The organism is Aidingimonas halophila, from assembly GCF_900106955.1.
In the GTDB taxonomy this organism is placed as follows: domain Bacteria; phylum Pseudomonadota; class Gammaproteobacteria; order Pseudomonadales; family Halomonadaceae; genus Aidingimonas; species Aidingimonas halophila.
Genome location: NZ_FNNI01000002.1, coordinates 279,172 through 302,270 on the forward strand (window position 1 = coordinate 279,172; position 23,099 = coordinate 302,270).

A 23,099-nucleotide genomic window follows, 5' to 3' on the forward strand; every position below is an offset into this window, starting at 1 on the left:
ATGATTGTTAATGGAAAAATAAAACCGCTGTCTCTATCGGTATTATTTTTTATAGCATTTTTCTTATCTATCGTTCCCACGACACTGTTGGCGCTTGATAGCCAAGCCCATATCAATAATGAGTATGCAGTGGTTAGAGAAGTCACGCTGGAACCAGGTGACACGTTAGAGATAGAGGAAGAAAGTACACGTAAATGGCTTATATATCCTTTGAGCGACTACTCCATAATACACAAACATGGTGACAAAATAATCAAACAATCCAGACACAGGCGTGGCGAACCATATAGCATCCCCAAGAACACATCCTCGCTCCAAAACAATGGCATTTCCGAAGCGAGTTTCTTGGAATTTCAATCCCGAATAACACCTTCTATGACAAACATACCTGGCCCATCATTTTACGAACTTTCTCAACAAGGGCATATTTCAGAAAAAGCGTCAAAACTGGTAAAAAAGATTTTCGACAACACTTTCTTTCGGGTAACAGAGTATGTCATGACACCATGTTCACAGTTACCACCACATACAATATCCAACCATGTCATAGTGGGTATTAGCCAAACCTTCATCAATCATAAGGACAGTAAAGATAACTCAAACAACCATTATTACCTGGATCCCATGGAATCAATATGGAAAAAGGCAGGTAAATATGCAATAGACAACCAGTCCGAAAGCATATCTCATTTTCTCACTGTAGAGCTAAAGCCACCCGAGCGATATTCCAACTATTCTCCCTAACCCTCACTTGTGAAAATAAGATGAAGACATTTATGCTAAAAACGCCTCTATACTTGCTAATCATAACGGCCATGACCACGATGCTGGGAACTTCATCGGCTTTTGGTGACTCAAACGCTATTGATGATATAGCGGTTATCAAAAATATCGGATCTCATGAATATGAACCACCACCTAGTGGAAAATTATCTCAAAATCAGGTCGAAGAATTCATTGTAATTACTGAAAAGGCAGAAGAACTAGAAAACAAATATTCCGGCGACACTCACAGAAAACGATTAGCTTTGATTGAGGCCGTTTTCAGCGAGGAGGGTAATTGGGCAGAATATCAGTGGGTTCATTCACAACTCAGACAAGTCGCGATTACTAGCCAAGTCAATGTTGAACATCGCGACGCGGCGAATCGTCACAACAGCCAACTTTTCGAAACTTATCAGAACCGCCTTCAACCGCTACTCCAATAGTGTTGAGAAGCCAATGGGTACGACTCCCCCGTCCAGCCGGTGAGGTGGCATCCCGCATGGACAGTTTTCCACCCCATCGGCTTCGCTGCCTGCTGCCTTACATCGACAAGCAGATCTTGCCGAAATGACGCCCGGCCTCCTGATGCCGGAACGCCTCAGCGATGTCGTCCAGCGGGAAGGTACGATCGATGACCGGATGCATGTCACTCGCCTCGATGGCACGGATCATGTCCTGTTGATTGGCGCGGCTGCCGACGATCAGGCCCTGAAGCTTTGCCTGTTTTGCCATCAGCTTGGCGGTAGGGATATCACCGCCACGACCGGTCAGTACTCCGATCAAGGAAATGTGGCCTCCGATACATACAGCGTCTATCGACTGCGGCAATGTACCGGGACCGCCGACCTCGATCACATGATCGACACCACGCCCACCGGTCAACGACTTGACCGTCTTGCCCCACTCCGGATCCGTGCGGTAATTGATGGTGTGTTCGGCCCCCATCTCGCGCAGCCGTTCCAGCTTCTCGTCGGAGGAGGAGGTAGCAATCACTCGGGCGTTCATCATCCGCGCGAATTGCAGCGCAAAGATCGATACGCCGCCGGTGCCCAGCACCAGCACCGTATCGCCGGCCTTCAGGCCGCCATCGACCACCAGGGCGCGCCAAGCCGTCAGGCCTGCGGTGGTCAGCGTCGCCGCCTCGGCATGGGTGTAATCCTTGGGAGCAAGGGTGAACCAGGTAGCAGGGCGCACGATCTGCTCTCGTGCGTACCCTTCGACACCATCGCCGGGAACGGTCTTGAAATCCCCTACCGGCGCCGGCCCGTTCAGCCAGGTCGGGAAGAAGGTGGAGACGACCGAATCACCGACCTGAAATTCGTCGACACTCTGGCCGACCGCTTCCACGACACCGGCCCCATCGGACATGGGTATCCGACCGTCTTCCGTCGGCATGGCGCCGGAAACCACACCGTAGTCGTGGAAATTGAGCGAACTGGCATGCAGGCGTACGCGGATTTCACCCGGCCCCGGCTCTCCCGGGGCCTCGCGATCCTGCACGTCGAGATGGTCCAGTCCGCCGGGATGGCGTAATGTAACGACCTTCATCGAACCCTCCTTATCGATTCGTATGGCAGCACTGCTTTCTGACACGTTGGAGCGATATCAGGCCGCTTTCAAGGTATCCATGTCGATGACGAAACGGTATTTCACGTCACCGCGCTGCATCCGCTCGTAGGCTTCATTGATGTTTTTGATGTCGAGCATCTCTACATCACACTCGATGCCGTGCTCGGCGCAGAAATCGAGCACTTCCTGAGTTTCCGGCATGCCGCCGATCAGCGAGCCGGCCAGAACACGACGCTTCATCAGCAACGCGCCGGCCTGGAGCGGTGGATCGACCGGCTCCAGCAAGCCCACCATGATGTGAATCCCATCGTAGCGCAGGGTATTCAGATACGGGTTGAGGTCGTGCTGCACCGGCACCGTATCGAGAATGAAATCCAGGTGTTCGGCGGTGGCTTCCATTTGCGCGTCATCGGTGGAGACCACGACGTGATCCGCTCCCTGTTTTCGCGCTTCGTCCACCTTGTGACTGGAACGGGTGAACAGCGTGACCTCGGCTCCGAGTGCCTTGGCGAACTTGACGCCCATGTGGCCGAGTCCCCCCATGCCGACGACGCCTACCTTATGGCCGGGTTTCACGCCGTAGTGACGCAGTGGCGAATAGGTCGTGATGCCGGCACATAACAGCGGTGCTGCCATGGCCGGATTCAGGGCACTCGGCACCTTGACCACGAAGTGCTCACTGACCACGATGCTGTCGGAATAGCCGCCGAAGGTGATGCTACCATCATGGCGATCTTCACCGTTGTAAGTCGGTGTCATGCCATTGAGGCAGAACTGTTCCAGGCCCCCTTCGCAGGCTGGGCAGGTACGGCAGGAATCGACCATGCAGCCGACGCCGACGATATCTCCTTCCTTGAAAATCGTGACGGCGCTCCCGACCGCTGTGACACGGCCGATGATTTCATGCCCTGGGACGACGGGAAACTGGGTGATGCCCCAGTCATCGTGAGCGAAATGAAGGTCGGTGTGGCAGACACCACAATAGTCGATCTGGATGGAGACGTCATCGGCGCGTGGCTGTCGACGCTCGAACGTGATTGGCGACAAGTCGGAATCGGCGGAACGGGCGGCATACCCTTTGACTTGACTCATGCTACTGTGTCCTCCTGCATGCGGATCATGCTTCGACTAGGCTGAGACCCAGTATTCTGGTGGTGACACCCGATGAATACGATCGATGTTTCTGTGACATTTTTGCTCATTTCTCCAAAAGTATGCCGTTTTCCCTTCATGACAGGCAGATACCATGGTTGACTCGACATCTACGTTTCCCGATCTGGTCGACTTGCTACGACCGCTGATTACCCATGATGGTTTTTCCGAGACGAGCATTCCCCAGGTATCACTGATCGCGACCCATCGCCCCGTCGAGCGTACACCACTCATGTACGATCCCAGCCTGATCATCGTTGCCCAGGGACAGAAGGTCGGCTATCTGGGCGAGCGGGAGATTCATTACAACCCGGGACACTACCTGGTACAGACCCTACCACTGCCGTTCGAGTGCGAAACCTTCGCATCGCCGGATGCCCCGCTGCTGGCGATGTCGGTTCATATCGATCCCGCCATGCTGGGCGAGCTGGTCATGGCAGCGGGATCGCCCCCCTTCGAAACCTATGAACATGAACCATTACCCATGGACTCGGTAGCCTTGACGCCAGGTATCAGCGAGGCCGTCATTCGGCTGGTCCGGGCCCTCCATGACCCGGTCGACGCCAGCGTCATGGGGCAAGCGCGAGTCAGGGACGTCATCTTTGAAGCCCTGAAGGGGGAACAAGGGCCGGCCTTACGCGCACTCATTCAGAACCAGGGCAATTACTCACGTATCGTCCAGGTGCTCTCGCAGATGCATGCCGACTTCGATCATGAACTGAGCGTGGATACTCTGGCTCACGAGGCCAATATGAGCGTCTCGTCCTTCCATCACCATTTCAAACGGATCACTCACGCTTCGCCGCTGCAATATCTCAAGCGTTTGCGTCTACTCAAGGCTCGCTTGCTTCTCAGCCACGATGATCTCAACATCAACCGGATCGCCGAAAGGATCGGCTATCGCAGCGTGTCTCAATTCAGTCGCGACTATAAACGCTATTTCGGGGTTTCTCCGATGAAGGATCGTCAGCAGTCGCCGGGGCCGACGATCGACCGCACCACGACACAACGGGCCAGCTGAGCGAGTGCCATGCCTGCCATGCACGCCGGGAGAAAGCGATGTCAATTTGCAATCCGTCTCGCCGAACGATTCTCAAAGGGCTCCTGACAACCGCGGCCGCTACAGCCATACCCTCCTGGCCGTTATCGGCCCAGGACAACGGACCGAAAACGCGCGCCGTCCCTTCCACGGGTGACTCCCTACCCCTGATTGGCCTGGGCAGTTGGATCACCTTCAATGTCGGCGACGATTCCGAGCTGCTGGAGCAATGCGTCGATGTCATGGCGGCTTTCTTCGATGCGGGCGGACGCATGATCGATTCGTCACCGATGTACGGCTCATCGCAGGCGACGATCGGCTATGGGCTGGACAAGCTCGACGCCCATGACCGGGTCTTTTCCGCCGACAAGCTATGGACCTCGAATCCTGACGAGGGACGCGATCAGATCGACGCGTCGCGGTCCGATTGGGGCATATCCCGTTTCGACCTTCTTCAGGTTCACAACTTGCGCGCCTGGCGGGAAAATCTCGAAACGCTGTTGACCATGAAAGACGACGGTGAATTGCGCTATGTCGGCATCACAACCTCACATGGGCGTCGCCACGACGAATTCGAAACCATTATGCGCGATTATCCGCTGGATTTCGTCCAGCTCACCTACAATCCCATCGACCGGGCAGCGGAACAACGGCTATTGCCCCTGGCCAGGGAGCGGGAGATCGGCGTCATCGTCAACCGACCTTTCCAGCAAGGCCGGTTGATAGACCGACTCGAGGATCACGCCCTACCCGACTGGGCCAGTGATGTAGAAGCCGAGACCTGGGCACAACTCATTCTCAAGTTCATCATCTCGCATCCCGATGTCACCTGCGCCATTCCCGCCACGACGCAGGTGGCGCATGTGCGCGAGAACATGGCCGCTGCCTCGTCACCGCTTCCCGATGACGACATGCGTCAGCGTATTGCCGAGACGATCGGAGAACTGTGATGTCCGAGTGGTGGACCTATCGGCCGGAAGATTTCCTGTTATTCTCCCCGCGTGTCTATTGGCGTCTGTTCGAACTGCATAATGCTGCATGGTGGCCGCTACAAATCGTGGCACTGCTCGCGGGCCTGTTGCTCATTGTGGTACTGCTAACGCCCCGCCCTTGGCTCGTACGCTGTCTCGGTGTCGTCCTGGCAGCCAGTTGGGGCTTCGTTGCCTGGGCCTTTCTCTGGCAACGCTACGCACCGATCAACTGGGCTATCGAGTACGTCATCCCGCTCTTTGCACTGCAAGCCCTGCTCTTGCTGGGAGCGCTTTCCAGCGGCTGGCTGACGTTCACCGACCGTAGACGCCTCCCTCGCTACATCGGGCTCGCCCTGATTCTCCATGCCGTCATATTGCATCCACTGGTTCCGCTCTTGTCAGGCCGCTCCTGGCAAATGGCGGAAGTCTTCGCAGTCGCTCCCGACCCGCTGGCCATCGCAACGCTGGGGCTGCTCGTCAGCGCTCATCCAGCACGATGGGCCTGGCCCTTGATGGTCATTCCTCTGCTGTGGTGCCTGATCAGTTGGCTCACCCTCGATACAATGGGCGCTCCCTCCGCCTGGTCTCCACTGACCGCCGCCTGCCTGGCTCTTGTCACCAGACTGTGGCCTCACGCCGAAGCAAAGTAACCCGGCATAGCGACGGCCCGTGTCTCGCACTACATTGATAAGAGACACGGCAACAATCCTGGTTGCCGTTGGGGGTGGAGCATGGGTAAGCGCTACGTCAGCATTCTCGAGACTATCGGCAATACACCGGTCGTACGTATCAATAATCTGGCGCCCCCCGGCGTCGAATTATTCGTTAAAATCGAAGCCTTCAACCCGATGGGGTCGGTCAAGGACCGCTTGGCGCTGGGCGTCGTCGAGGATGCCGAGCGGCGCGGCGAACTGCAGCCGGGCCAGACCGTCGTCGAAGCGACCAGCGGCAACACCGGCATCGGGCTAGCCATGGTATGCGCGCAGAAAGGCTATCCATTGGTCGTTACCATGGCCGAAAACTTCAGTGTCGAACGGCGCAAGTTAATGCGTTTTCTGGGCGCCAAGGTCGTGCTGACACCGGCATCGGAAAAAGGCTCCGGCATGGTCGCCAAAGCCCGGGAACTGGCCGAGACACACGGCTGGTGGCAATCGCGACAGTTCCAGAATCCTGCCAATGCCGAGATTCATGCCCGGACCACCGCCGTCGAGATCCTCGAGGATTTTGATGACTCGCCCCTCGACTACTGGGTCACCGGAGTGGGCACGGCCGGCACACTCAATGGGGTCTCGCGCGTACTTCGCGAGCGCAGTCCGGCGACACGAATCGTTGTCTGCGAACCGGACAACGCCGCCATCATGGCAAGCGGCATTCCTCAACAGCGCCATCCCGACGGCTCCCACAGCCAGAGTCATCCCATCTTTCGACCGCACCTGATGCAGGGCTGGACACCGGACTTCATTCCCCAACTGGCCGAAGAGGTGCTGTCCGGTCAACGAATCGACACCTACCTGCCCATCAATGGAAGCGATGCGCTGTACTGGTCACAGGCACTGGCCAGCCAGGAGGGCATCTTTGTCGGCATTTCCGCAGGCGCGACCTTTGCGGGGGCATTGCAAGTCGCCGACAATGCCAACCCTGGTGCCACCATCCTCTGCATGCTACCGGATACCGGCGAACGTTACCTGACGACGCCCTTGTTCGAAGGTATCGCCGTCGACATGACCGAGGAAGAACTGGATATTTCCCGCTCCACGCCCGGTTACCGTTTCGATGTGTCGTCTCCTGCTGCGGCTCCCGACACCAGGCCAGTCACTCTCGACCCAGCTGCCGAAGCGGAAGTCACGCAGATCATCAACGATCCTGATCAACCGATCGTGATGTTCGCCCTGGAGTGGTGCGAATTCTGCTGGTCGGTACGCAAGGTCCTGAAACATCATGATATCGATTATCGCAGTATCGACCTGGATGCGGTGGATTATCAGCAGGACAACCGGGGCGGCAAGATACGCGCCGTGCTCAACGCACGCACCGGGGTCCAGACCCTGCCGCAGATATTCATTGGCGGCGAGTTCGTCGGTGGCTGTACGGAACTGTTCGACGAGTGCAAGAGCGGGCGACTCTTTGAACGACTCGATGCCCTGAATCGCTCCTATGACACCAGCTCACCGGTCGACCCCTACAGCATGCTGCCTGGCTGGCTGCATCCCCGCTGACCTCCTAGTCGCGAGACATCCCTGCCTCTTCGACCAGGAAGGTATCAATACCGTCGAGGTATTCGGGTTCGCTATCGAGAAAGCCCGCATTGTGGCTGCCGCTGATTTCGAGCATGGTCTTCGGTTCACGCGCCGCTTCGAAAACGGCCTGGCCTTCATAGAATGGAATGACATCGTCATCACGACTGTGAACCACCAGCAACGGCGCATCCAGCTCGGTAACATAATCAATGGTGTGGTACCCGAATCGTGACAGCCAGCGAGCCGGCAGGAACGGATACATCTGCTGGGCCATGAGCGGAACCGAGCGGAAGGGCGACTCCAGTATCACGGCTGCCGGTGACACATCACGCGCCAACTCCGCCGTAACCGCCGAACCCAGAGAGCGGCCGAAAATAACGATCCGGTCCGCCTCTCGTCGCTCCCGCAACCATTGCCAGGCAGCACGGGCGTCCTTTGCCGTTCCTGCTTCCGAGGGTTTACCTTCGCTCCGCCCATAGCCGCGGTAATCGATGATCAGCACCGACAAGCCCAGTTGATGGAATTGACTCAGAGAATCCAGTCGGTGCGAGATGTTGCCGGCATTGCCATGGAAGAAAAGCAAGCTGCCACGCTCCTTTTCGGCCGGCAACCACCAGCCATCCAATGTGATGTCGTCTTCGCTTTCCAGACTGACCGACTCCCAGGACAAGCCATATTCATCGGGCGTGGCGATATAATCCCGTCCCGTATGGGGTAGATAGAGCAAGCGATCCTGGAACAGCCAGGCAAGTAGTACGATCAAGACATAGATCAGGATGGCCCAAAGAAGCACACGCCACATCATCGATCCCCGGTACTAATATTTGATTCGCATATCGACTCGTCGATTACGCCCGACAGAACGGCCAGAATTGGTAAAAGTGACGACAACGAAATTCGGCTTCACAGGAAGCCAGTTGAGTCCGATAGCGACTGGCCTGATCCCTGACTTCTCTGGCCGCGCGCATCACCTGGGGCTTGGCATGATAAGAGCCGCGACGATATCCTCCCTGGCCTTCATGGTATGCCAGATAGAGATGCTCGGGATTATTGAGGGAAATACCCGCTTGTCGATGCGATCGGGCGTTGTACCAGCCGATGAAATCAGTCGCGTGTTTCATGTGCGTGCGGCGAGCGAAGAGACTGCCGGCATCGTCCTTGTACTCTCCCCATACCGGATCCTGAGCCTGAGCATAGCCATGGGCTGATGACGGTCTCGGACCGGGAATAATCCAGAGTATGCGCTTTCTCGGCGGTCGCACATGGCTACGGAAGGAGGACTCACGTTCGATGAAGGCCATCTGCGTGGCAATGGGTGTCCCCCATTTTTCTTCGGAGTCCCGGGCATAGTCATACCAGGAAGGCTGCTCACGAAAAATCTCACAGATATTGCTCTGATTCTGCGGTGGTGACGGCGCCAGCATGGCACACCCGGAGGACATCCCAATCAACAGCATGATCAGCAACCACCGGCCAACGTTGATGCCCGGCCGATACCCATTGGATGACCCCTCTCCCCTGCTCATGCCTCACTCCCCTTTCCCAGCCTGTTTACGCCCTGCAACACTCTTTAGCTGATGCGACGACATAAACGGTGTATAGTGTCTGTGCAAGATTATCAGTAATGGAGTAGTCAACACGACAGATCATTCTTTCAAAGCCAGCACAGGAGGTTCTCATGAGGGTCTACCAACCTAAGTGGCGATGTACCTTCAATGTCAATGAAGGTGTCGAAGAATCGGCCAACTGGAAAATGCGCCTTGCCTGGCGTATTCGCGAGCTGGCCGACAAGCTGGATGGCAGTGGAAGAACGATCAAGATCGACTACAACGTCACGCCGGCAGTGAGCCGCGAAGACGTCGACTCCTGCCTGGGCAAGGGCTTTGCCGTGACCCAGAGCCTACTCACTCAATTGGCCCAGCAGGCAGCCTGTGAGGATGTCATGCGCGATGCCAAGTCGGAACTGTTCGAATCCGACGCACCATACTGACATCGCACCTTGATGGGGTGCCATTCACACCATTCTTGAATGGCGCCCCATGCCCCACCGATATCGATGGCTCCTGGTTTCCATACCAGGTGTTGAAATCGCATCACACCGTCCTCAGGTTTTAAATACCAGCCGAAACACACTCCCCCCGGGCGGTGTAACGGCACGGCCTCGTGGGGGAGTTCTCGTTTCGTTCTGTATATTGGAATCACGAAAGCGAGGTATACCACATGAGTGATCATCTGGACCTTTATCCCTCACGCCTGAAGGCGTATCGCAAGCCCATTCCGCGCCAAGACCCTATCGTCCATGCGCGCAACCAGAAACGCTGGGAGGGGCCACTCGATGAGGTGGCGCTGTCACGCTATGAACGTGACGGCTACCTTTGGTTCGAAGGGTTCTTCTCCAAGGACATCATCGAACCGTTTTTCGAAGAGCTCAAAGCGATGGCCAAGGACGATGAACTGATGCGCTCCGACCAGGTCATCACCGACCCCAACAGCGGTGCCATCCGCTCCGTATTCGGCATGCACCACCTCTCCGAGCGTTTCGACAAACTGACTCGCGATCCACGCATCCTTGGTATGGTGCGTCAGCTCCTCGGCAGCGAAGTCTACATCCACCAGTCGCGTATCAACGACAAGTACGGCTTCGAAGGCAGCGGTTTCGACTGGCATTCGGATTTCGAAACCTGGCATGCCGAGGATGGGATGCCCCGCATGCGCGCCGTCAGTGCCTCCTTGATGCTGACCGACAACAACGAGTTCAACGGTCCGTTGATGCTGATCCCCGGTTCGCATCGGGAGTTCATCCCCTGCGTGGGCGAAACACCGGAATATAACTGGAAAGCATCGCTCAAGGCCCAGAAGATCGGCGTACCGGATCAGGAAGCGCTGGCCAGACTGGCCGAGCATGGCGGCATCGAGGCACCCAAGGGACCGGCCGGGTCGCTGCTGCTGTTCGAGTGCAATGTGTTGCATGCCTCGAACGAGAACATGTCGCCCTGGCCGCGTTCCAACCTGTTCTTTGTCTACAACAGTGTAGATAACACCCTGGATGAGCCTTACGCCGCACCGATGCGACGTCCCGAGTATCTGGGAGCACGGGAAACCGTCGAGCCGTTGTCCATGCATGACGACTTCCCCGAGCTCACTGGCCAAGGGGTCAAGCCTCTGCAATAACGGCGCCGCTCACTTCTCTACGTACCCCGCCTGGTGATGACCCGCCGGCGGGGACATTGCACCGCAGCATAAAAAGTTGCCGTTTCTCGACAAGACCGTTACCATGCCCGACGGTAACGAAACACTGTCCTTCAACCAACCAGCCGACGCTCTACCGCAGGAAGAGAGTGTTCGACGCAACGCTTGTCATGAGGGAATGTCATGCAGACACGCTCCCGCTTGATCTTCATCGGTAGTCTCCTCGTGCTGTTGTCTTCCGGCTGTGCCAGCCAAGGGCAAGCCCACGAAACGACAGCGGAAACCCAAGAAGGCGTCGCCTCCTACTACAGCGACAACTTCCAGGGACAAACCACCGCCAGTGGCGAACCGTTTGACCAGCAGGCACTCACAGCCGCCCATCCCAGCCTGCCACTCGGCACCAAGGTCGTGGTCACCCGGCAGGACAACGGTCGCGAAGTTGAAGTGCTGATCAATGACCGTGGCCCCTATGCTCAGGGTCGTATCATCGATCTATCCAAGCGCGCTGCCAGGGAACTCGGCATGCTTCACCGCGGTGTCGCACCGGTCCTGGTGACGTCAGTGGAGTGAGCCGGATTCGCAGCGAGACTGCGCGTCTGGACTCTCTATGCCGACGCAACACGCCACCCTCGGCTCCCGCATGGACACTCCCCAGTGCTGGCTATCAGCATGCGTCAAGTGAAGCGAAGGGGAGTCCCGATAGGCATGCTTACGACAAGCCTGCCCAGGACGGCATGACTTAGATTTCAGCGCCCTCGGACGCTCTAATCAACCCCTTGATAACGCGGTAGATATACCAGATAGCCGCAATCACGAGAATGAACACCCCTACGCCGATAAACGAGAGGGCCAGACCTATCACCGTCCAGAGCAGTGAATACCAGAACGTCCTGATAGCGTAACGGCAATGGCTTTCTTCGAACGCATTCCTGGCAGAGCCTTTCTTGATATAAGCAAAGATGACACCACAAAGGGTGACGAAGCCTCCACTGATGACCCCAACGCCATAGAGCGCCCACAGGATGAAGACTGACGATTTATCGGGCTCGGGCTGGGAAGTATTGTTAGAAGGCGTCGCCTCTGACGGCGTAGAAGCCGTTTCCTGAGGCTCATGTTCAGAGGTTGGATCTTGGCTCATTGATAAGTTCCTTTTGATGGCAATCCCTAGAGAAACAGCGAGCTAATCTAACATACATTCATGATATTGCAGCCTGAAATTGCCGGTATACAGTGACGACAGATGACCATCTACCCGCTTGCCTCGCCGGATTCCTGTACCACGTCCTCCCCCGGATAGCCGGCATTCCCCATCAGGACTTCCATCTTTGCCTGGGTTGGTGTATCGCTTTTAGGAATGTAGGTAATCAGTTGTACAGGGAGGCCATTACCCCCGGCCACCTGCAGTACTGCATAGTCAAAGGTCAGCCGCCCCGCTTCGGGATGCTCGTAAGCCTTTACGCCATCCTGGGGAAGCTGCACGTTGTGCTCCTCCCACCACTCGGCAAACTCCGGGCTTTGCTCGAGCAGTAATCCGATCAGCACGTTGAACCAAGGATCGTCGATGTAGTTCGCATAGGTCAGGCGCAACTTGGCGACACAGTCCCGTGCATGCAACTCCCAATTCACGAGCATGCGGCGTATGCGTGGGTTCAGGAACAACTGATGGACACCGTTCCTCTCGATTCCCCGCATGGCATCGAGGTCACCATGGATGGCAGTCGCGGCTCTGTTCCAGGCCAGAATGTCGGAACGCGCCCCTGTGATCCACGCCGGGCAGAATTCGAGCTGGTTCATCAACCGCTGAAGCTGCGGGCTCACTACCGCTTCGCGCGCTGAACCATTACTACCGTTCTCCGGCCCGTATCCGCCCAGTGTCAACAGGTGCTGCTGCTCGGCTGGCTCGAGTCTCAGCGCACGCGCGATACGCTGCAACGTATCCATCGACGGATGTACATCACGCATCTGCTCCAGCCACGCGTACCACTCCGTGCTGATCCCGGCCAGTTCGGCGACTTCCTCGCGACGCAGACCGGGAGTCCGCCGCCTCGTACCGCGCGGCAGGCCGATCTGCTCGGGCTGCAGACGAGCACGCCGAATTCTCAGGAAGGTAGCGATCTCGCTACGACGGTCGTTACTAAGCACTGCGTGACTCCTTCTGGTTTGCTGAACAATCGCCGAGCGATGCGCAAGTCGTTTTCAGACAGAGCAATTGAGGGGGAAGTGCGGATACCAGTATAGAGCCTTCCTTATTCCATACTCACAGCCAATATATGGTCTTCATCACAAACCACGACTGGCCTTTCTACACTCGAGGCGCACCCTAGCAATTCCAACGCCGGCGGCACCACGATTGCATCCCGCTGGGCGATGTAACCACCAAGTAGCAACAGGAGTACCACCATGCGTTACCGCCAATTCGGCAATACCGGCCTGTTCGTCTCCGAGCTTTGCCTGGGCACCATGACCTTCGGCGGCCAAGGCGAGCTATGGAGCCAGATCGGTGACCTGCAGCAGAACGACGCCGACCGGCTGATCGGTCGGGCGCTCGACGCCGGCATCAACTTCATCGACACCGCTGATGTCTACTCCGAAGGATTGTCGGAGCAGATGACCGGCCAGGCCCTGAAAAATCTCCAGGTGCCACGCGAGGACGTAGTGCTAGCCACCAAGGTATTCGGCGAGACCGGGCCGGGCGCCAATGCAAGAGGACTATCACGCTATCACATCATGGAAGGCGTGAAGGCCAGCCTGAAGCGCCTGCAGGTAGATCACATCGATCTGTACCAGGTGCATGGTTTCGATCCGGCCACGCCGATCGAGGAAACACTGCATGCACTCGACACCCTGGTTCAACATGGCTACGTACGCTATATCGGCGTTTCCAACTGGGCGGCCTGGCAGATCATGAAGGCGCTCGGCATCGCCGACCGCCAGGGCCTGGCCCATTTTCAATCGTTGCAAGCCTACTACACCATCGCCGGTCGCGACCTGGAGCGTGAAATCATCCCCATGTTGCAGAACGAAGGCCTGGGACTCATGGTCTGGAGTCCACTGGCCGGGGGGCTGCTAAGCGGAAAGTACACGCGTGAAGGCCAGACGGAAACAGGTAGCCGACGCACTCACTTCGATTTCCCCCCCGTCGAGATGGAACGCGCTTACGATTGCATCGATACCATGCGTGGCATCGCCGAAGGAAAAGGAGTTTCCGTCGCCCAGATCGCGCTTGCCTGGCTGCTGCATCAGGATGCCGTGACCAGCATCATCGTCGGTGCCAAGCGAACCGAGCAGTTGGATGACAACATCGCCGCAACGCAGGTCGAACTCAGCAACGACGAACTCGCCGAACTCAATCGGGTCAGCGATCTGCCCCCCGAATACCCGGGCTGGATGTTCGAGCGTCAGGGTGCCTATCGGAGAGAACAGTTGGCGGCGCAAAAGCGCTGAAAACGTCGCCCCTCGGCATTTCACCCCATACGCCCCGAGCGGTATGGGGTGTTTTGGGGCCAGACGTATCACACATCCCCGGCCAGGGTGTGGATATTGCAAGCGGTGCCGTCCAGGGTAAGCTGGACCCACTCAATTATCACAGGGTACGTCTATCGGTGGCCGAATAGCCCGGAACCACCATCGAATCCCCTTACCGGTCCCGAGCGGAGTTCATGATGTCCTCGAGCGCTTCATCCGATACCGTCGCCCCCGGCATTAGCCGGGAGGCTTTTGGCCATTTGCCCGATGGCCGACCTGTCTCACTATTTCGCCTCGCCAATCGCCAGGGCCTACGCATGTGCGTGACCGATTACGGCGGTATCATCGTCTCGCTCCATGCGCCGGACCGCGACGGCAAGCTGGCCGATATCGTACTCGGCTTTCCTGATCTGGATGGCTACCTGTCACCTCTGTATCAACAGGCCAATCCTTACTTCGGCGCTTTGATCGGCCGTTATGCCAACCGTATCGCCGACGGGTGCTTTACCGAGAATGGCACTACCTGCCGGCTCACCGTCAATGACGGTGATAACCACCTCCATGGTGGCGCAAGAGGATTCAGCCAACGACTCTGGCAGGCAGAGACCTTCGAACACGATGATGGCGTGGGCATACGCCTGCGCTATATCAGCGCCGACGGCGAAGAAGGCTATCCCGGCTGCCTGGAATGCGATGTCACCTATACACTCGATGACGACAAGGCGCTGACGATCGATTACCGCGCCACTACCGACCGCACCACGCCGGTCAACCTGACCCAGCACAGCTACTTCAACCTGGCAGGCGAGGGCAGTGGCAGCATCGAAGGCCACTATCTACAGCTCAATGCGGATGCCTTCACACCGATCGACCGTGGCTTGATCCCCACCGGCGAGATACGCTCTGTCGCGGATACGCCATTCGATTTCACCACGATGACTCGCATCGGCGATCGTATCGAGGCTCCCGACGAGCAACTCCAGCTGGCTGGAGGCTACGATCACAATTTCGTACTGGCCTGGCAGACACCGCCATCTGACGAGTTGAGGCTGGCGGCACGCCTCTGGGAGCCCGATAGCGGCAGGCAACTGGAGGTGGCGACCAGCAAGCCGGGTATCCAGTTCTATTCGGGCAACTCTCTCGATGGCAGCCTGATCGGCAAGTCGAACCAGACCTACCGACCGCGTAGTGGACTGGCACTGGAAACCCAGCTCTTCCCCGACTCGCCGAATAACTCCCATTTCCCCACTGCTCGGCTCCGGCCCGGTGACACCTACGTGTCACGCACCAGATACCGTTTCAGCACGGATCAGGAGCCCAGATAGTCGTCCGCTTTTTCAGGCAGTATGCCCGGCTTTCCACCTGACTGGAGGGTATGACTCGAGGGAGGTCAAGGTGCCGCTTCCACAGGCTCGAACAACCGTCTGATGTAATCGCGCAACAGCATCAGTTGATTGGGTAGAATCTCCGGATCTCCCGTAGCACGGCCCAGCACCAGGCCACCCTCGATGACCGTCGATACCATATCAGCCAGAGAATCGAGGTCGACGGGCTCGTCAACATCCGCTTGCGCCACGACCTCCGACAGGAGCAAGCGAAACCGGGCCCGCCAGTGCAACACGATGTTCTGGTAAAGCTCGCGCACTCCCCGATCGAACAGGCGTTCCTGATAACAGTAGGTGGCCACGAGACACCCGGGATGGCCCCCCGGAAGGTCTGCCATGGTTTCCGCCAGCAGTTTCAGTCCGACCAGGAACCCATGCAACGGGTCGGTCGCGAGTTCCCGCCCCCGCGCAAAGACATCGTCGAGCAATGCATCGTCACGCTCCATGTATCGCTGCAACAATGCGCGCGCGAGCTCGTTCTTATCCCGAAAATGGTAGAAGAAGCCACTCTTGGTGATGCCTGCCTCTGCAATGACCTCCTCGATCGAGGTCGCTCCGAACCCCTTGGCCAGCACCGCGGTCTCCGTAATGGCCAGGATTCGCTCACGCGTCGCCGCCCCTCTCCCCATCATCATGATTGCCTGCCCCGAAAAGACTGTACCGCGAGTGAAGTTCAACGATCTCGATTCGCGTCACAGACGCTCTCACGATCCGCAAACCCAGGGTATGCTTTTGATTATAGAAGCGGCTTGCCTCCCTATCGAAAACCGGACCATGAGTTTACTAGCGGGACGATGTATCGCCGGCCATTCTTATTGACAGTGCCGGCACCACTCCATGATCCCCATTACCCAGACGGAGAGCCTCTCATGTCCGAGCCAGCCAATGCGGTTCACGCCGTCCCCGACTTCAATAACCAGCGAGCCGATGCGTTTACCGATCGCATGGTCGATATTCTCAATGCGGGAGCACTCAGCCTGATGATCTCGATCGGTCATCGCACCGGGTTGTTCGATACACTAGCCGTTTCAGGGCCGTCTACGAGCCAGGGAATCGCGGATCGTGCCGGCCTCAACGAGCGCTATGTCCGTGAGTGGTTGGGTGCGATGACGGTGGGAAGTGTCATCGAACATGATCCGGACAATGGCACTTATCACCTGCCACAGGAATACGCGGCGAGCCTCAGCCGGGCGTCACCCACCGACAATATCGCCGTATTCGCCCAATATATCCCTCTGCTGGGGACGGTGGAGGATGACATCGTACACTGTTTCCAGCACGGCGGCGGTGTGCCCTACGAGCGGTTCGGGCGTTTCCACGAGATCATGGCCGAAGATAGCGGCCAATCCGTTGTACCGGCGCTGGAAGACCATATTCTGCCGCTGATCCCGGGTCTCAGGGAGAGGCTTGAACGAGGCATCCGTGTGCTGGATGCCGGATGCGGGCGGGGCAAGGCCATCAACAAACTGGCGTCACTGTTTCCGAACAGTCGCTTCACCGGCTACGACCTCGCCGAAGAGGCCATTACTCTGGCCCGCGCGGAAGCCCGCGAATCCCACAACGCCAACGTGAACTTCGAGGTTCGCGACCTCACCACATTCGAGCATAGTGCCAAACCGGCATCATTCGAACTCATCACGACCTTTGACGCCGTCCATGACCAGTCGAACCCTCATGCACTATTGCGGGGTATTCGCCGTGCACTTACCGAGGATGGCGTCTATCTGGCCCAGGACATCAAGGGCTCCGGCCATCATCACCTGGACCAGAATCACCCGATCGGGCCGCTGCTCTATACACTGTCCTGCATGCACTGCATGACGGTATCTCTCGCCAACGGCGGCGAGGGGCTGGGCGCAATGTGGGGCCGTGAAAAGGCGCTGGCTTACTTCCGGGAAGCCGGTTTCAGCCATATTGAAGTCCATGAACTCGAACACGACTTTCAGAACTACTGGTATGTCTGCCGGCCCAGCATGACTGTGACATAACGCTTGCGGCCCCGTTCGATTGTTCGAAGCCAAAGATGGGACGGAGCCGATTTGTTCTTACGCTTCCAGAAACCGCAACACGCAGCAGGGGTTACCCACGGCCACGCAATCGGCGGGGATATCGCGAGTGACGACACTACCGGCGCCGATCACGGTCCGGTCGCCGATCGTCACGCCCGGCATGACCGAGACATTGCCCCCCAACCAGACATCATCGCCAATGGTGATGGGCATCGCATGCTCGGCTTCGCGACGCGCGCCGGCTTCCAGCGGATGCGTTGCCGTGGACAGCAGTACATGCGGGCCGAACATGACATGCCGACCGATCGTTACCGGGCAGGCATCCAGAATGGTCAGATGGTGATTGGCAAAGAACCCGTCCCCCAGGCAGATATTGTAGCCGTAATCGCAATAGAAACTCGGCTCGATATACGCCTGCCCCTCTATCGTCAACAACGACGCCAGCACCGCCATTCTGGCCTCCGGTTCCAGCGGGTCCATCATGTTGAAACGGTGACAGACCGACTTGGCATGGCGACTCTCCGCCATCAACGCCGGGTCGGTGGAGAGATAAGGCAGACCGGCAAGCATCTTCTCTTTTTCTGTCATCGACATGCCGTTCCTTTAACCTGCCGCGCCGCTATCGGTTGCAGGAGTTTCCGTGGAATCCGTCAGATTTTCCCCCTCGCTGCGCGCAATGATCGAGGTCCCCACCAGATCGCCGGTCACATTGAGTGCCGTGCAGCCCATGCCCACCAGGGCATCGATGGCGGTCAGCAGGGCTACTGTCTCTATCGGTAGTCCTACCTGGGAAAACACGGTGGCAATCATGATGATGCCCGCACCGGGAACGCCGGCCGTTCCGATCGAAACGAGCGTACCGATCAGAACGATCTGCAACATGCTCATGAAATCCAGGGGTGCCCCGACCACATTGGCGGCAAAGACGGCCGAGATGGCGATGCGGATCGCTGCGCCATCCATATTCATGGTCGCCCCCAGGGGCAGACTGAACCCGTAAACACCTTGCGACAGCCCCAGGCGTCGTGCGGCCTCAAGCGTCAGTGGCAGAGTCCCGGAGCTGCTTTGGGTGGCAAAGGCAGTGGCCATGGGGGTACGCGCCTCACGGAAGAAAGCCCCCAACTTCACGCCGAACAGCCCCATGAGACCGCAGTAAATGAGTAACTGAACGCCGAGCGCGATATAGAGCACCATGACCATATCGCCTAGTGACAGTAGCGTCGCCACCCCTTGCTCGCCCACCGTCTCGGCAACGATGGCAAAGACACCGATCGGCACGTATTGAAGCACGCCAGACATCACTTTGAGCGTCACTTCCTTGAGCCCCTCGACCATTCGATAGAGATGCTCGCCGAGCGCCGCCTGCGATTCCGAGTTGCGCAGTTTCAGGAGTGCCACCCCGAACACGATCGCCGTGAAAATGATGCCAAGCAGATTCAGCTCAGCGAAGGCAGACACGATATTGTCCGGTACGACATTGAGTAACGCCTGCACGAACCCGGGATTGTCGGGTACCGACACCTCGGCACTCTCATCCAGCGTCATGCCACTACCGGGACTGAACAATGTGGCGACGACCAGGCCAACGGTAATCGCCAGTGCGGACGTACCGACGTAATAGAGAAACACTTTCCGACCGATACGCCCCATACTGCCCTGGCTAGCCTGATTGATGCCGACCATGAGGGTGAACAACACGATAGGCACGATCAGGAATTGCAACAACCGCAACAGCAGATCGCCAAACGGTGCCAGCCAGTTGGCCACGGTCTGTCCGCCGACCAGCCCCACGATCACCCCGAGTACCAACGCGATCGTGACTCGCAGTATCAACGAGACATTCATGTAAGCCTGTAACAGTGATTTCACCGAGCCGTCTCCCTCTGTATCGCAGTGACTGTCTTCCCGCTCGCCTTGCTAACGCCGAATCCTGTCTGAAGGCTGCGGAGCTAGCGCATTACCATTATGCTGGTTCCATTCACCGGGTGAACAGGACACGACGATGACCGAACGCGCAATCGACTGCTGGTTGACCGACATGGATGGCGTATTGATTCGTGAAGACCGGGCATTGCCCGGTGCAGCCGAATTGATAGACCGATGGCGCACGCAAGGGACCCCCTTCCTCGTACTCACCAACAACTCCATCTACACGCCCCGCGACCTCAGCGCCCGCCTGACGCGCATCGGCATCGAGGTACCCGAAGCGCAGCTATGGACATCCGCCCTGGCGACGGCGGCATTCCTGAGCGATCAGGCGCCCGGCGGCTCGGCATTCGTGATCGGCGAAGCAGGGCTGACCACCGCCCTCCATGAAGCCGGCTTCGTCATGACCGATGTCGCGCCCGACTTCGTCGTTCTCGGCGAGACACGCACCTACTCCTTCGAAGCGATCACCAAGGCGATTCGACTGATCAACGATGGCGCACGCTTCATCGCCACCAACCCCGATGTGACCGGCCCCAGCCCGGAAGGCCCGCTTCCTGCCACCGGCTCGGTCGCCGCCCTGATCACCGCCGCGACCCGACGCGATCCCTACTATGTCGGCAAGCCCAACCCGATGATGTTCCGCTCGGCAATGAACAAGCTCGGCGCTCACTCGGAACGTACCGGAATGATCGGCGACCGCATGGATACCGACGTGATCGCCGGCATCGAAGCGGGTCTGCACACGGTCCTCGTACTGACCGGCATCGCGACCCGCGCAGATGTCGAACGCTACCCCTACCGCCCCCGCGAGATACTCGACTCCATCAGCGAGCTATTGCAGTAATCAGACGCTCGAAGTCATCGTCGTACAGGGCGACCAGCAAAGGATCGCCTTGCTCGTTGACACGGAATCGACCATAGCGCGCCGGCTCATAGCGCTCGGCATGCCCTTCCTGGAAGAAGAAGGCGTCGGTGGCAAACTCGACCCGCCCGTTGCGCACTCGATAGCGAAGCCGCATTTCATCGTCCGCCAGCGCTTGCTGGTCGGAATCCAGGCGCTGAAAGTGCGCAACGCGTTGCTCATCCAGAGTCACGATGACATGACCGTCCGCCGCACGCAGCGCACCCTCGCCGGATTGCCGCTCATGCAGCGCCTCGCGGATCCGGTTGCCGATCTCGAAGTTCAGAGCCATGTAGTCGCCCTGCATCAGTGAACGGGGATCCACCGGCGCCAATGCCAGGTACACCACTTCGCCTTCCGCCAGCTGTTGCTCCTTGTCCCATATCGCCCAGTTGACCACCGCCAATATCACCAACGTGGCCGCGGCTGCGATGATCTTATTCATCGACATCCCCCTCCGCGGGCTGCCACCGATACCTCAGCAGCCAGCGCATCGCCAGCAACGATACGCCGATGGCGAACAGAGTCATGGCCTTGGTCAGCAAGGTGACATCAAGCAGGTAGTAATAACTGCCAATCGACGACAGCAGCAATATCACGCCAAGCCCCGCCACGACACGGTTGCCGATAGCGAATCCCAAGGCCACCACCACGCCTCCCTGAAGCACGCCATGAGCCTGGAACGACACCAGCATCAGCACCGCCACGGCACCATAGGCCACGATGCGTATCACCGGCTCGATGGGTCTCTCATGGTGTTGAAACACGCCTCGGAGCAGCAGTAACGCCAGCATGGCCAGAACATCCGCCATCCACGGCCCCATCCAGCTCCACAGCGCAGTATCGAAACCATACCACCATCCCATCAGTGGCTGGCCGAAATACGCCACGAGTTGCAGGGTGAGCACCCCCAGCAACAAGCCGTATCCCAGTGACTGCATGTGCCGCATTCGGGCCGGCCAGCGAAACTCGTTCAACCAGAGCCAGGTCAAGGCCAGCAGTATCAGCCCACTGGCGATATAGGGAATGCCGCTCTGCGCCATGACCATGTACAGTGCCAGGCTGGCAGCAAAAGCGGAGAGAATCCGGTGTGTGGAGCTCGGCATCGCCGTCGCCAGCACCGCCTGCAGCGCCAGCACTGCCCACCATAGGCCGACGCTCATTGCTCCCAGGAAAGTGCCGACCGCCCACACTGCCAGCCCTTGTCCTGCCAGACTGATGGCCAACGCCAAGTGTTCACCGAAATCGCCCGGCGTCTTCCTCAACAGTCCATAGGCGGTAGCGAGCATCGTCAGCCCCATCACCATGGAAGCGAGACTGCTCTCGATCAGCGGTATCGCCGCCAGGCCAATGAATACCAGCAGGAATAACGCCGCCAACCAGCCCGATAACGCCTGCAGTGCACGCACGTACCAGGGAGCCTCCAATGACGGCAGCGCCTCCTTGCCCGCCACGGCAATGCCGGCGCGCGCCAGTGTCTCTCTTAGTGATGGCGTGGCGCGACTCATGAGTGCCACTCCGTGTGCAACCGCTTGAGCCAGCTTACGGCGGCGGCGCCCAGCCCCAATACCGCCATGGCCATGAACAGCCAGCTACCCGCACCGGCATCCCAGATCAGGTGTCTGGCGAGAAAGAGGGTGATCACCACGATCGCCGACAGGCAGCCTCCTGCCAGCATGAACAGCTCCGGTTTCCAGTGACGGTAGACAGCATAGAGCGCCACCAGCCAGAGTGGATACACCATCGCTTCCGGTGACGCGCCGCCACGTTCAGTGATGATCATCGACATGATCAGCAGCGTGAGAGGCATCCCGCTACCCAGTGCCAGCAAGCGCCTGGCCCAACCGGTCGCCAGCCAATGCCAGCGCATGGCGCCTAGCTCCCAGGCAGCCAGCGCCAGCGAGTTGAGCAGGAATGCTCCCCACAGGGCGGATGCATCGCCCACGAACAGAATACCGAACGGACTGCCCCACACTTGGAAGTAGAGCAGGATGGCAAGATTGAGCAGTGCCAACCAAAGTATCCAGAGCACGGCGAAACGAGCAACCAGCGTCCAGGGCAATATCAGCAACGCCCAGATGGCGAATAACTGCCAGGGATCGGCACCGGTCTGGTAGACCTGCCCGAACAGCGCCAGCAGCACCCCCAGCAGCAACGTCGCCGACGTCAACGCCACCGGCGCCACCACGCCGCGTCCATCGACAATCCAGTAGGCGGCAACGGACAGTACCAAGGCGGCTTCCACCAGCCCGAAACGAAGCCAGCGCCCCATGTCGGCCCAGTTATACGCGATAAAGAACAGCACCGAACAGACCAGCGCCAGGCAGCCCAGCCACAGCAGCAGACGATCCAGAAAGATCAGCCAGCCCCGGCCCGAAGGATAGAGGCCAGCGTGGCGTACGGCATGCGTCACCTGCTCGCCCGGTATCGCACCCTGCTCGATCAATGCCATCAATTGCTGACGAATCGAAGCCATGTCATTCCCTTG

25 protein-coding genes are annotated in these 23,099 nt (G+C 58.2%); 13 read left to right on the top strand and 12 right to left on the bottom strand.

Features of this window, described 5'->3' with window-relative positions; genetic code table 11:
* The gene (locus BLW01_RS18335; protein ID WP_139243913.1) at positions 1–744 is read left to right on the top strand and encodes a hypothetical protein; all 744 of its coding nucleotides are present in this window, start codon (positions 1–3) and stop codon (positions 742–744) included.
* A gap of 71 nt (positions 745–815) precedes the next feature.
* Complete coding sequence (locus tag BLW01_RS04625) at positions 816–1,208, top strand: hypothetical protein (protein ID WP_139243914.1); 393 nt, start codon at positions 816–818, stop codon at positions 1,206–1,208.
* Positions 1,209–1,305: 97 nt separating this feature from the next.
* Here BLW01_RS04625 and BLW01_RS04630 read toward each other — a convergent pair whose 3' ends face one another.
* On the bottom strand, positions 1,306–2,313 hold the full coding sequence (locus BLW01_RS04630; protein ID WP_092568328.1) for a zinc-dependent alcohol dehydrogenase family protein: 1,008 nt from the start codon (positions 2,311–2,313) through the stop codon (positions 1,306–1,308).
* 57 nt (positions 2,314–2,370) lie between these two features.
* Positions 2,371–3,426 carry an NAD(P)-dependent alcohol dehydrogenase gene (locus BLW01_RS04635; RefSeq protein ID WP_092568329.1) on the bottom strand — a complete coding sequence of 352 codons (1,056 nt, stop codon included), beginning with the start codon at positions 3,424–3,426 and terminating at the stop codon, positions 2,371–2,373.
* Between the two features lie 154 nt (positions 3,427–3,580).
* Here BLW01_RS04635 and BLW01_RS04640 point away from each other — a divergent pair, with 154 nt between their 5' ends.
* From BLW01_RS04640 to BLW01_RS04655, 4 genes are all read left to right on the top strand, one after another.
* Positions 3,581–4,507, top strand: a complete 927-nt coding sequence (locus BLW01_RS04640) for an AraC family transcriptional regulator (RefSeq protein WP_092568330.1) — start codon at positions 3,581–3,583, stop codon at positions 4,505–4,507.
* Positions 4,508–4,545: 38 nt separating this feature from the next.
* Positions 4,546–5,475 carry an aldo/keto reductase gene (locus BLW01_RS04645; RefSeq protein WP_092568331.1) on the top strand — a complete coding sequence of 310 codons (930 nt, stop codon included), beginning with the start codon at positions 4,546–4,548 and terminating at the stop codon, positions 5,473–5,475.
* Complete coding sequence (locus BLW01_RS04650) at positions 5,475–6,146, top strand: DUF6064 family protein (RefSeq protein ID WP_092568332.1); 672 nt, start codon at positions 5,475–5,477, stop codon at positions 6,144–6,146. Before BLW01_RS04645 ends, BLW01_RS04650 begins: the two co-directional genes overlap by 1 nt.
* Before the next feature lie 81 nt (positions 6,147–6,227).
* Positions 6,228–7,712, top strand: a complete 1,485-nt coding sequence (locus BLW01_RS04655; protein WP_092568333.1) for a pyridoxal-phosphate dependent enzyme — start codon at positions 6,228–6,230, stop codon at positions 7,710–7,712.
* Positions 7,713–7,716: 4 nt separating this feature from the next.
* Here BLW01_RS04655 and BLW01_RS04660 read toward each other — a convergent pair whose 3' ends face one another.
* On the bottom strand, positions 7,717–8,535 hold the full coding sequence (locus tag BLW01_RS04660) for an alpha/beta hydrolase (RefSeq protein ID WP_229806377.1): 819 nt from the start codon (positions 8,533–8,535) through the stop codon (positions 7,717–7,719).
* 46 nt (positions 8,536–8,581) lie between these two features.
* The gene (locus BLW01_RS04665; RefSeq protein WP_217635488.1) at positions 8,582–9,190 is read right to left on the bottom strand and encodes a transglycosylase SLT domain-containing protein; all 609 of its coding nucleotides are present in this window, start codon (positions 9,188–9,190) and stop codon (positions 8,582–8,584) included.
* A gap of 221 nt (positions 9,191–9,411) precedes the next feature.
* Between BLW01_RS04665 and BLW01_RS04670 the strand changes: the two genes are divergently transcribed.
* The 3 genes from BLW01_RS04670 (at position 9,412) to BLW01_RS04680 (ending at position 11,492) form a co-directional block, all read left to right on the top strand.
* Positions 9,412–9,723: a hypothetical protein gene (locus BLW01_RS04670; protein WP_092568335.1), complete on the top strand. Its 312-nt coding sequence runs from the start codon at positions 9,412–9,414 to the stop codon at positions 9,721–9,723.
* Positions 9,724–9,953: 230 nt separating this feature from the next.
* Entirely contained in the window at positions 9,954–10,904 is a 951-nt protein-coding gene (thpD, locus tag BLW01_RS04675) for an ectoine hydroxylase (protein WP_092568336.1), read from the top strand.
* Between the two features lie 201 nt (positions 10,905–11,105).
* Positions 11,106–11,492: a septal ring lytic transglycosylase RlpA family protein gene (locus BLW01_RS04680; protein ID WP_092568337.1), complete on the top strand. Its 387-nt coding sequence runs from the start codon at positions 11,106–11,108 to the stop codon at positions 11,490–11,492.
* 169 nt (positions 11,493–11,661) lie between these two features.
* Here the strand turns inward: BLW01_RS04680 and BLW01_RS04685 are convergent, their stop codons facing one another.
* Together BLW01_RS04685 and BLW01_RS04690 are read right to left on the bottom strand one after the other, a co-directional pair.
* On the bottom strand, positions 11,662–12,060 hold the full coding sequence (locus BLW01_RS04685) for a DUF4870 family protein (RefSeq protein WP_092568338.1): 399 nt from the start codon (positions 12,058–12,060) through the stop codon (positions 11,662–11,664).
* A gap of 110 nt (positions 12,061–12,170) precedes the next feature.
* Positions 12,171–13,064 (bottom strand): helix-turn-helix transcriptional regulator, encoded by an 894-nt coding sequence (locus tag BLW01_RS04690; protein ID WP_175529766.1) that lies wholly within the window; start codon positions 13,062–13,064, stop codon positions 12,171–12,173.
* Between the two features lie 258 nt (positions 13,065–13,322).
* Here BLW01_RS04690 and BLW01_RS04695 point away from each other — a divergent pair, with 258 nt between their 5' ends.
* Positions 13,323–14,366 carry an aldo/keto reductase gene (locus BLW01_RS04695; RefSeq protein WP_092568340.1) on the top strand — a complete coding sequence of 348 codons (1,044 nt, stop codon included), beginning with the start codon at positions 13,323–13,325 and terminating at the stop codon, positions 14,364–14,366.
* Between the two features lie 215 nt (positions 14,367–14,581).
* A complete protein-coding gene (locus tag BLW01_RS04700; RefSeq protein WP_092568341.1) occupies positions 14,582–15,712 on the top strand; it encodes an aldose epimerase family protein in 1,131 nt (376 codons plus the stop codon).
* Positions 15,713–15,777: 65 nt separating this feature from the next.
* Here the strand turns inward: BLW01_RS04700 and BLW01_RS04705 are convergent, their stop codons facing one another.
* A complete protein-coding gene (locus BLW01_RS04705; RefSeq protein ID WP_217635484.1) occupies positions 15,778–16,407 on the bottom strand; it encodes a TetR/AcrR family transcriptional regulator in 630 nt (209 codons plus the stop codon).
* Between the two features lie 234 nt (positions 16,408–16,641).
* Here BLW01_RS04705 and BLW01_RS04710 point away from each other — a divergent pair, with 234 nt between their 5' ends.
* The gene (locus BLW01_RS04710) at positions 16,642–17,760 is read left to right on the top strand and encodes a class I SAM-dependent methyltransferase (RefSeq protein WP_092568342.1); all 1,119 of its coding nucleotides are present in this window, start codon (positions 16,642–16,644) and stop codon (positions 17,758–17,760) included.
* A gap of 57 nt (positions 17,761–17,817) precedes the next feature.
* Here the strand turns inward: BLW01_RS04710 and BLW01_RS04715 are convergent, their stop codons facing one another.
* Both BLW01_RS04715 and BLW01_RS04720 read right to left on the bottom strand, forming a co-directional pair.
* Positions 17,818–18,375 carry a sugar O-acetyltransferase gene (locus BLW01_RS04715; RefSeq protein ID WP_229806379.1) on the bottom strand — a complete coding sequence of 186 codons (558 nt, stop codon included), beginning with the start codon at positions 18,373–18,375 and terminating at the stop codon, positions 17,818–17,820.
* A gap of 9 nt (positions 18,376–18,384) precedes the next feature.
* Complete coding sequence (locus BLW01_RS04720) at positions 18,385–19,626, bottom strand: dicarboxylate/amino acid:cation symporter (RefSeq protein WP_217635489.1); 1,242 nt, start codon at positions 19,624–19,626, stop codon at positions 18,385–18,387.
* A gap of 157 nt (positions 19,627–19,783) precedes the next feature.
* Here BLW01_RS04720 and BLW01_RS04725 point away from each other — a divergent pair, with 157 nt between their 5' ends.
* Entirely contained in the window at positions 19,784–20,554 is a 771-nt protein-coding gene (locus BLW01_RS04725; protein WP_092568344.1) for an HAD-IIA family hydrolase, read from the top strand.
* Here the strand turns inward: BLW01_RS04725 and BLW01_RS04730 are convergent.
* Genes BLW01_RS04730 through BLW01_RS04740 form a run of 3 tightly spaced genes read right to left on the bottom strand, consistent with a single transcriptional unit; the run spans position 20,535 to position 23,087 of the window.
* Positions 20,535–21,056, bottom strand: coding sequence for a GDYXXLXY domain-containing protein (locus BLW01_RS04730; RefSeq protein ID WP_092568345.1), 522 nt, complete (start codon positions 21,054–21,056; stop codon positions 20,535–20,537). The genes BLW01_RS04725 and BLW01_RS04730 overlap by 20 nt on opposite strands.
* Entirely contained in the window at positions 21,049–22,119 is a 1,071-nt protein-coding gene (locus tag BLW01_RS04735) for a DUF4401 domain-containing protein (RefSeq protein ID WP_092568346.1), read from the bottom strand. Before BLW01_RS04735 ends, BLW01_RS04730 begins: the two co-directional genes overlap by 8 nt.
* Positions 22,116–23,087: a DUF2157 domain-containing protein gene (locus BLW01_RS04740; RefSeq protein ID WP_092568347.1), complete on the bottom strand. Its 972-nt coding sequence runs from the start codon at positions 23,085–23,087 to the stop codon at positions 22,116–22,118. Before BLW01_RS04740 ends, BLW01_RS04735 begins: the two co-directional genes overlap by 4 nt.
* Positions 23,088–23,099 lie beyond the last annotated feature (12 nt).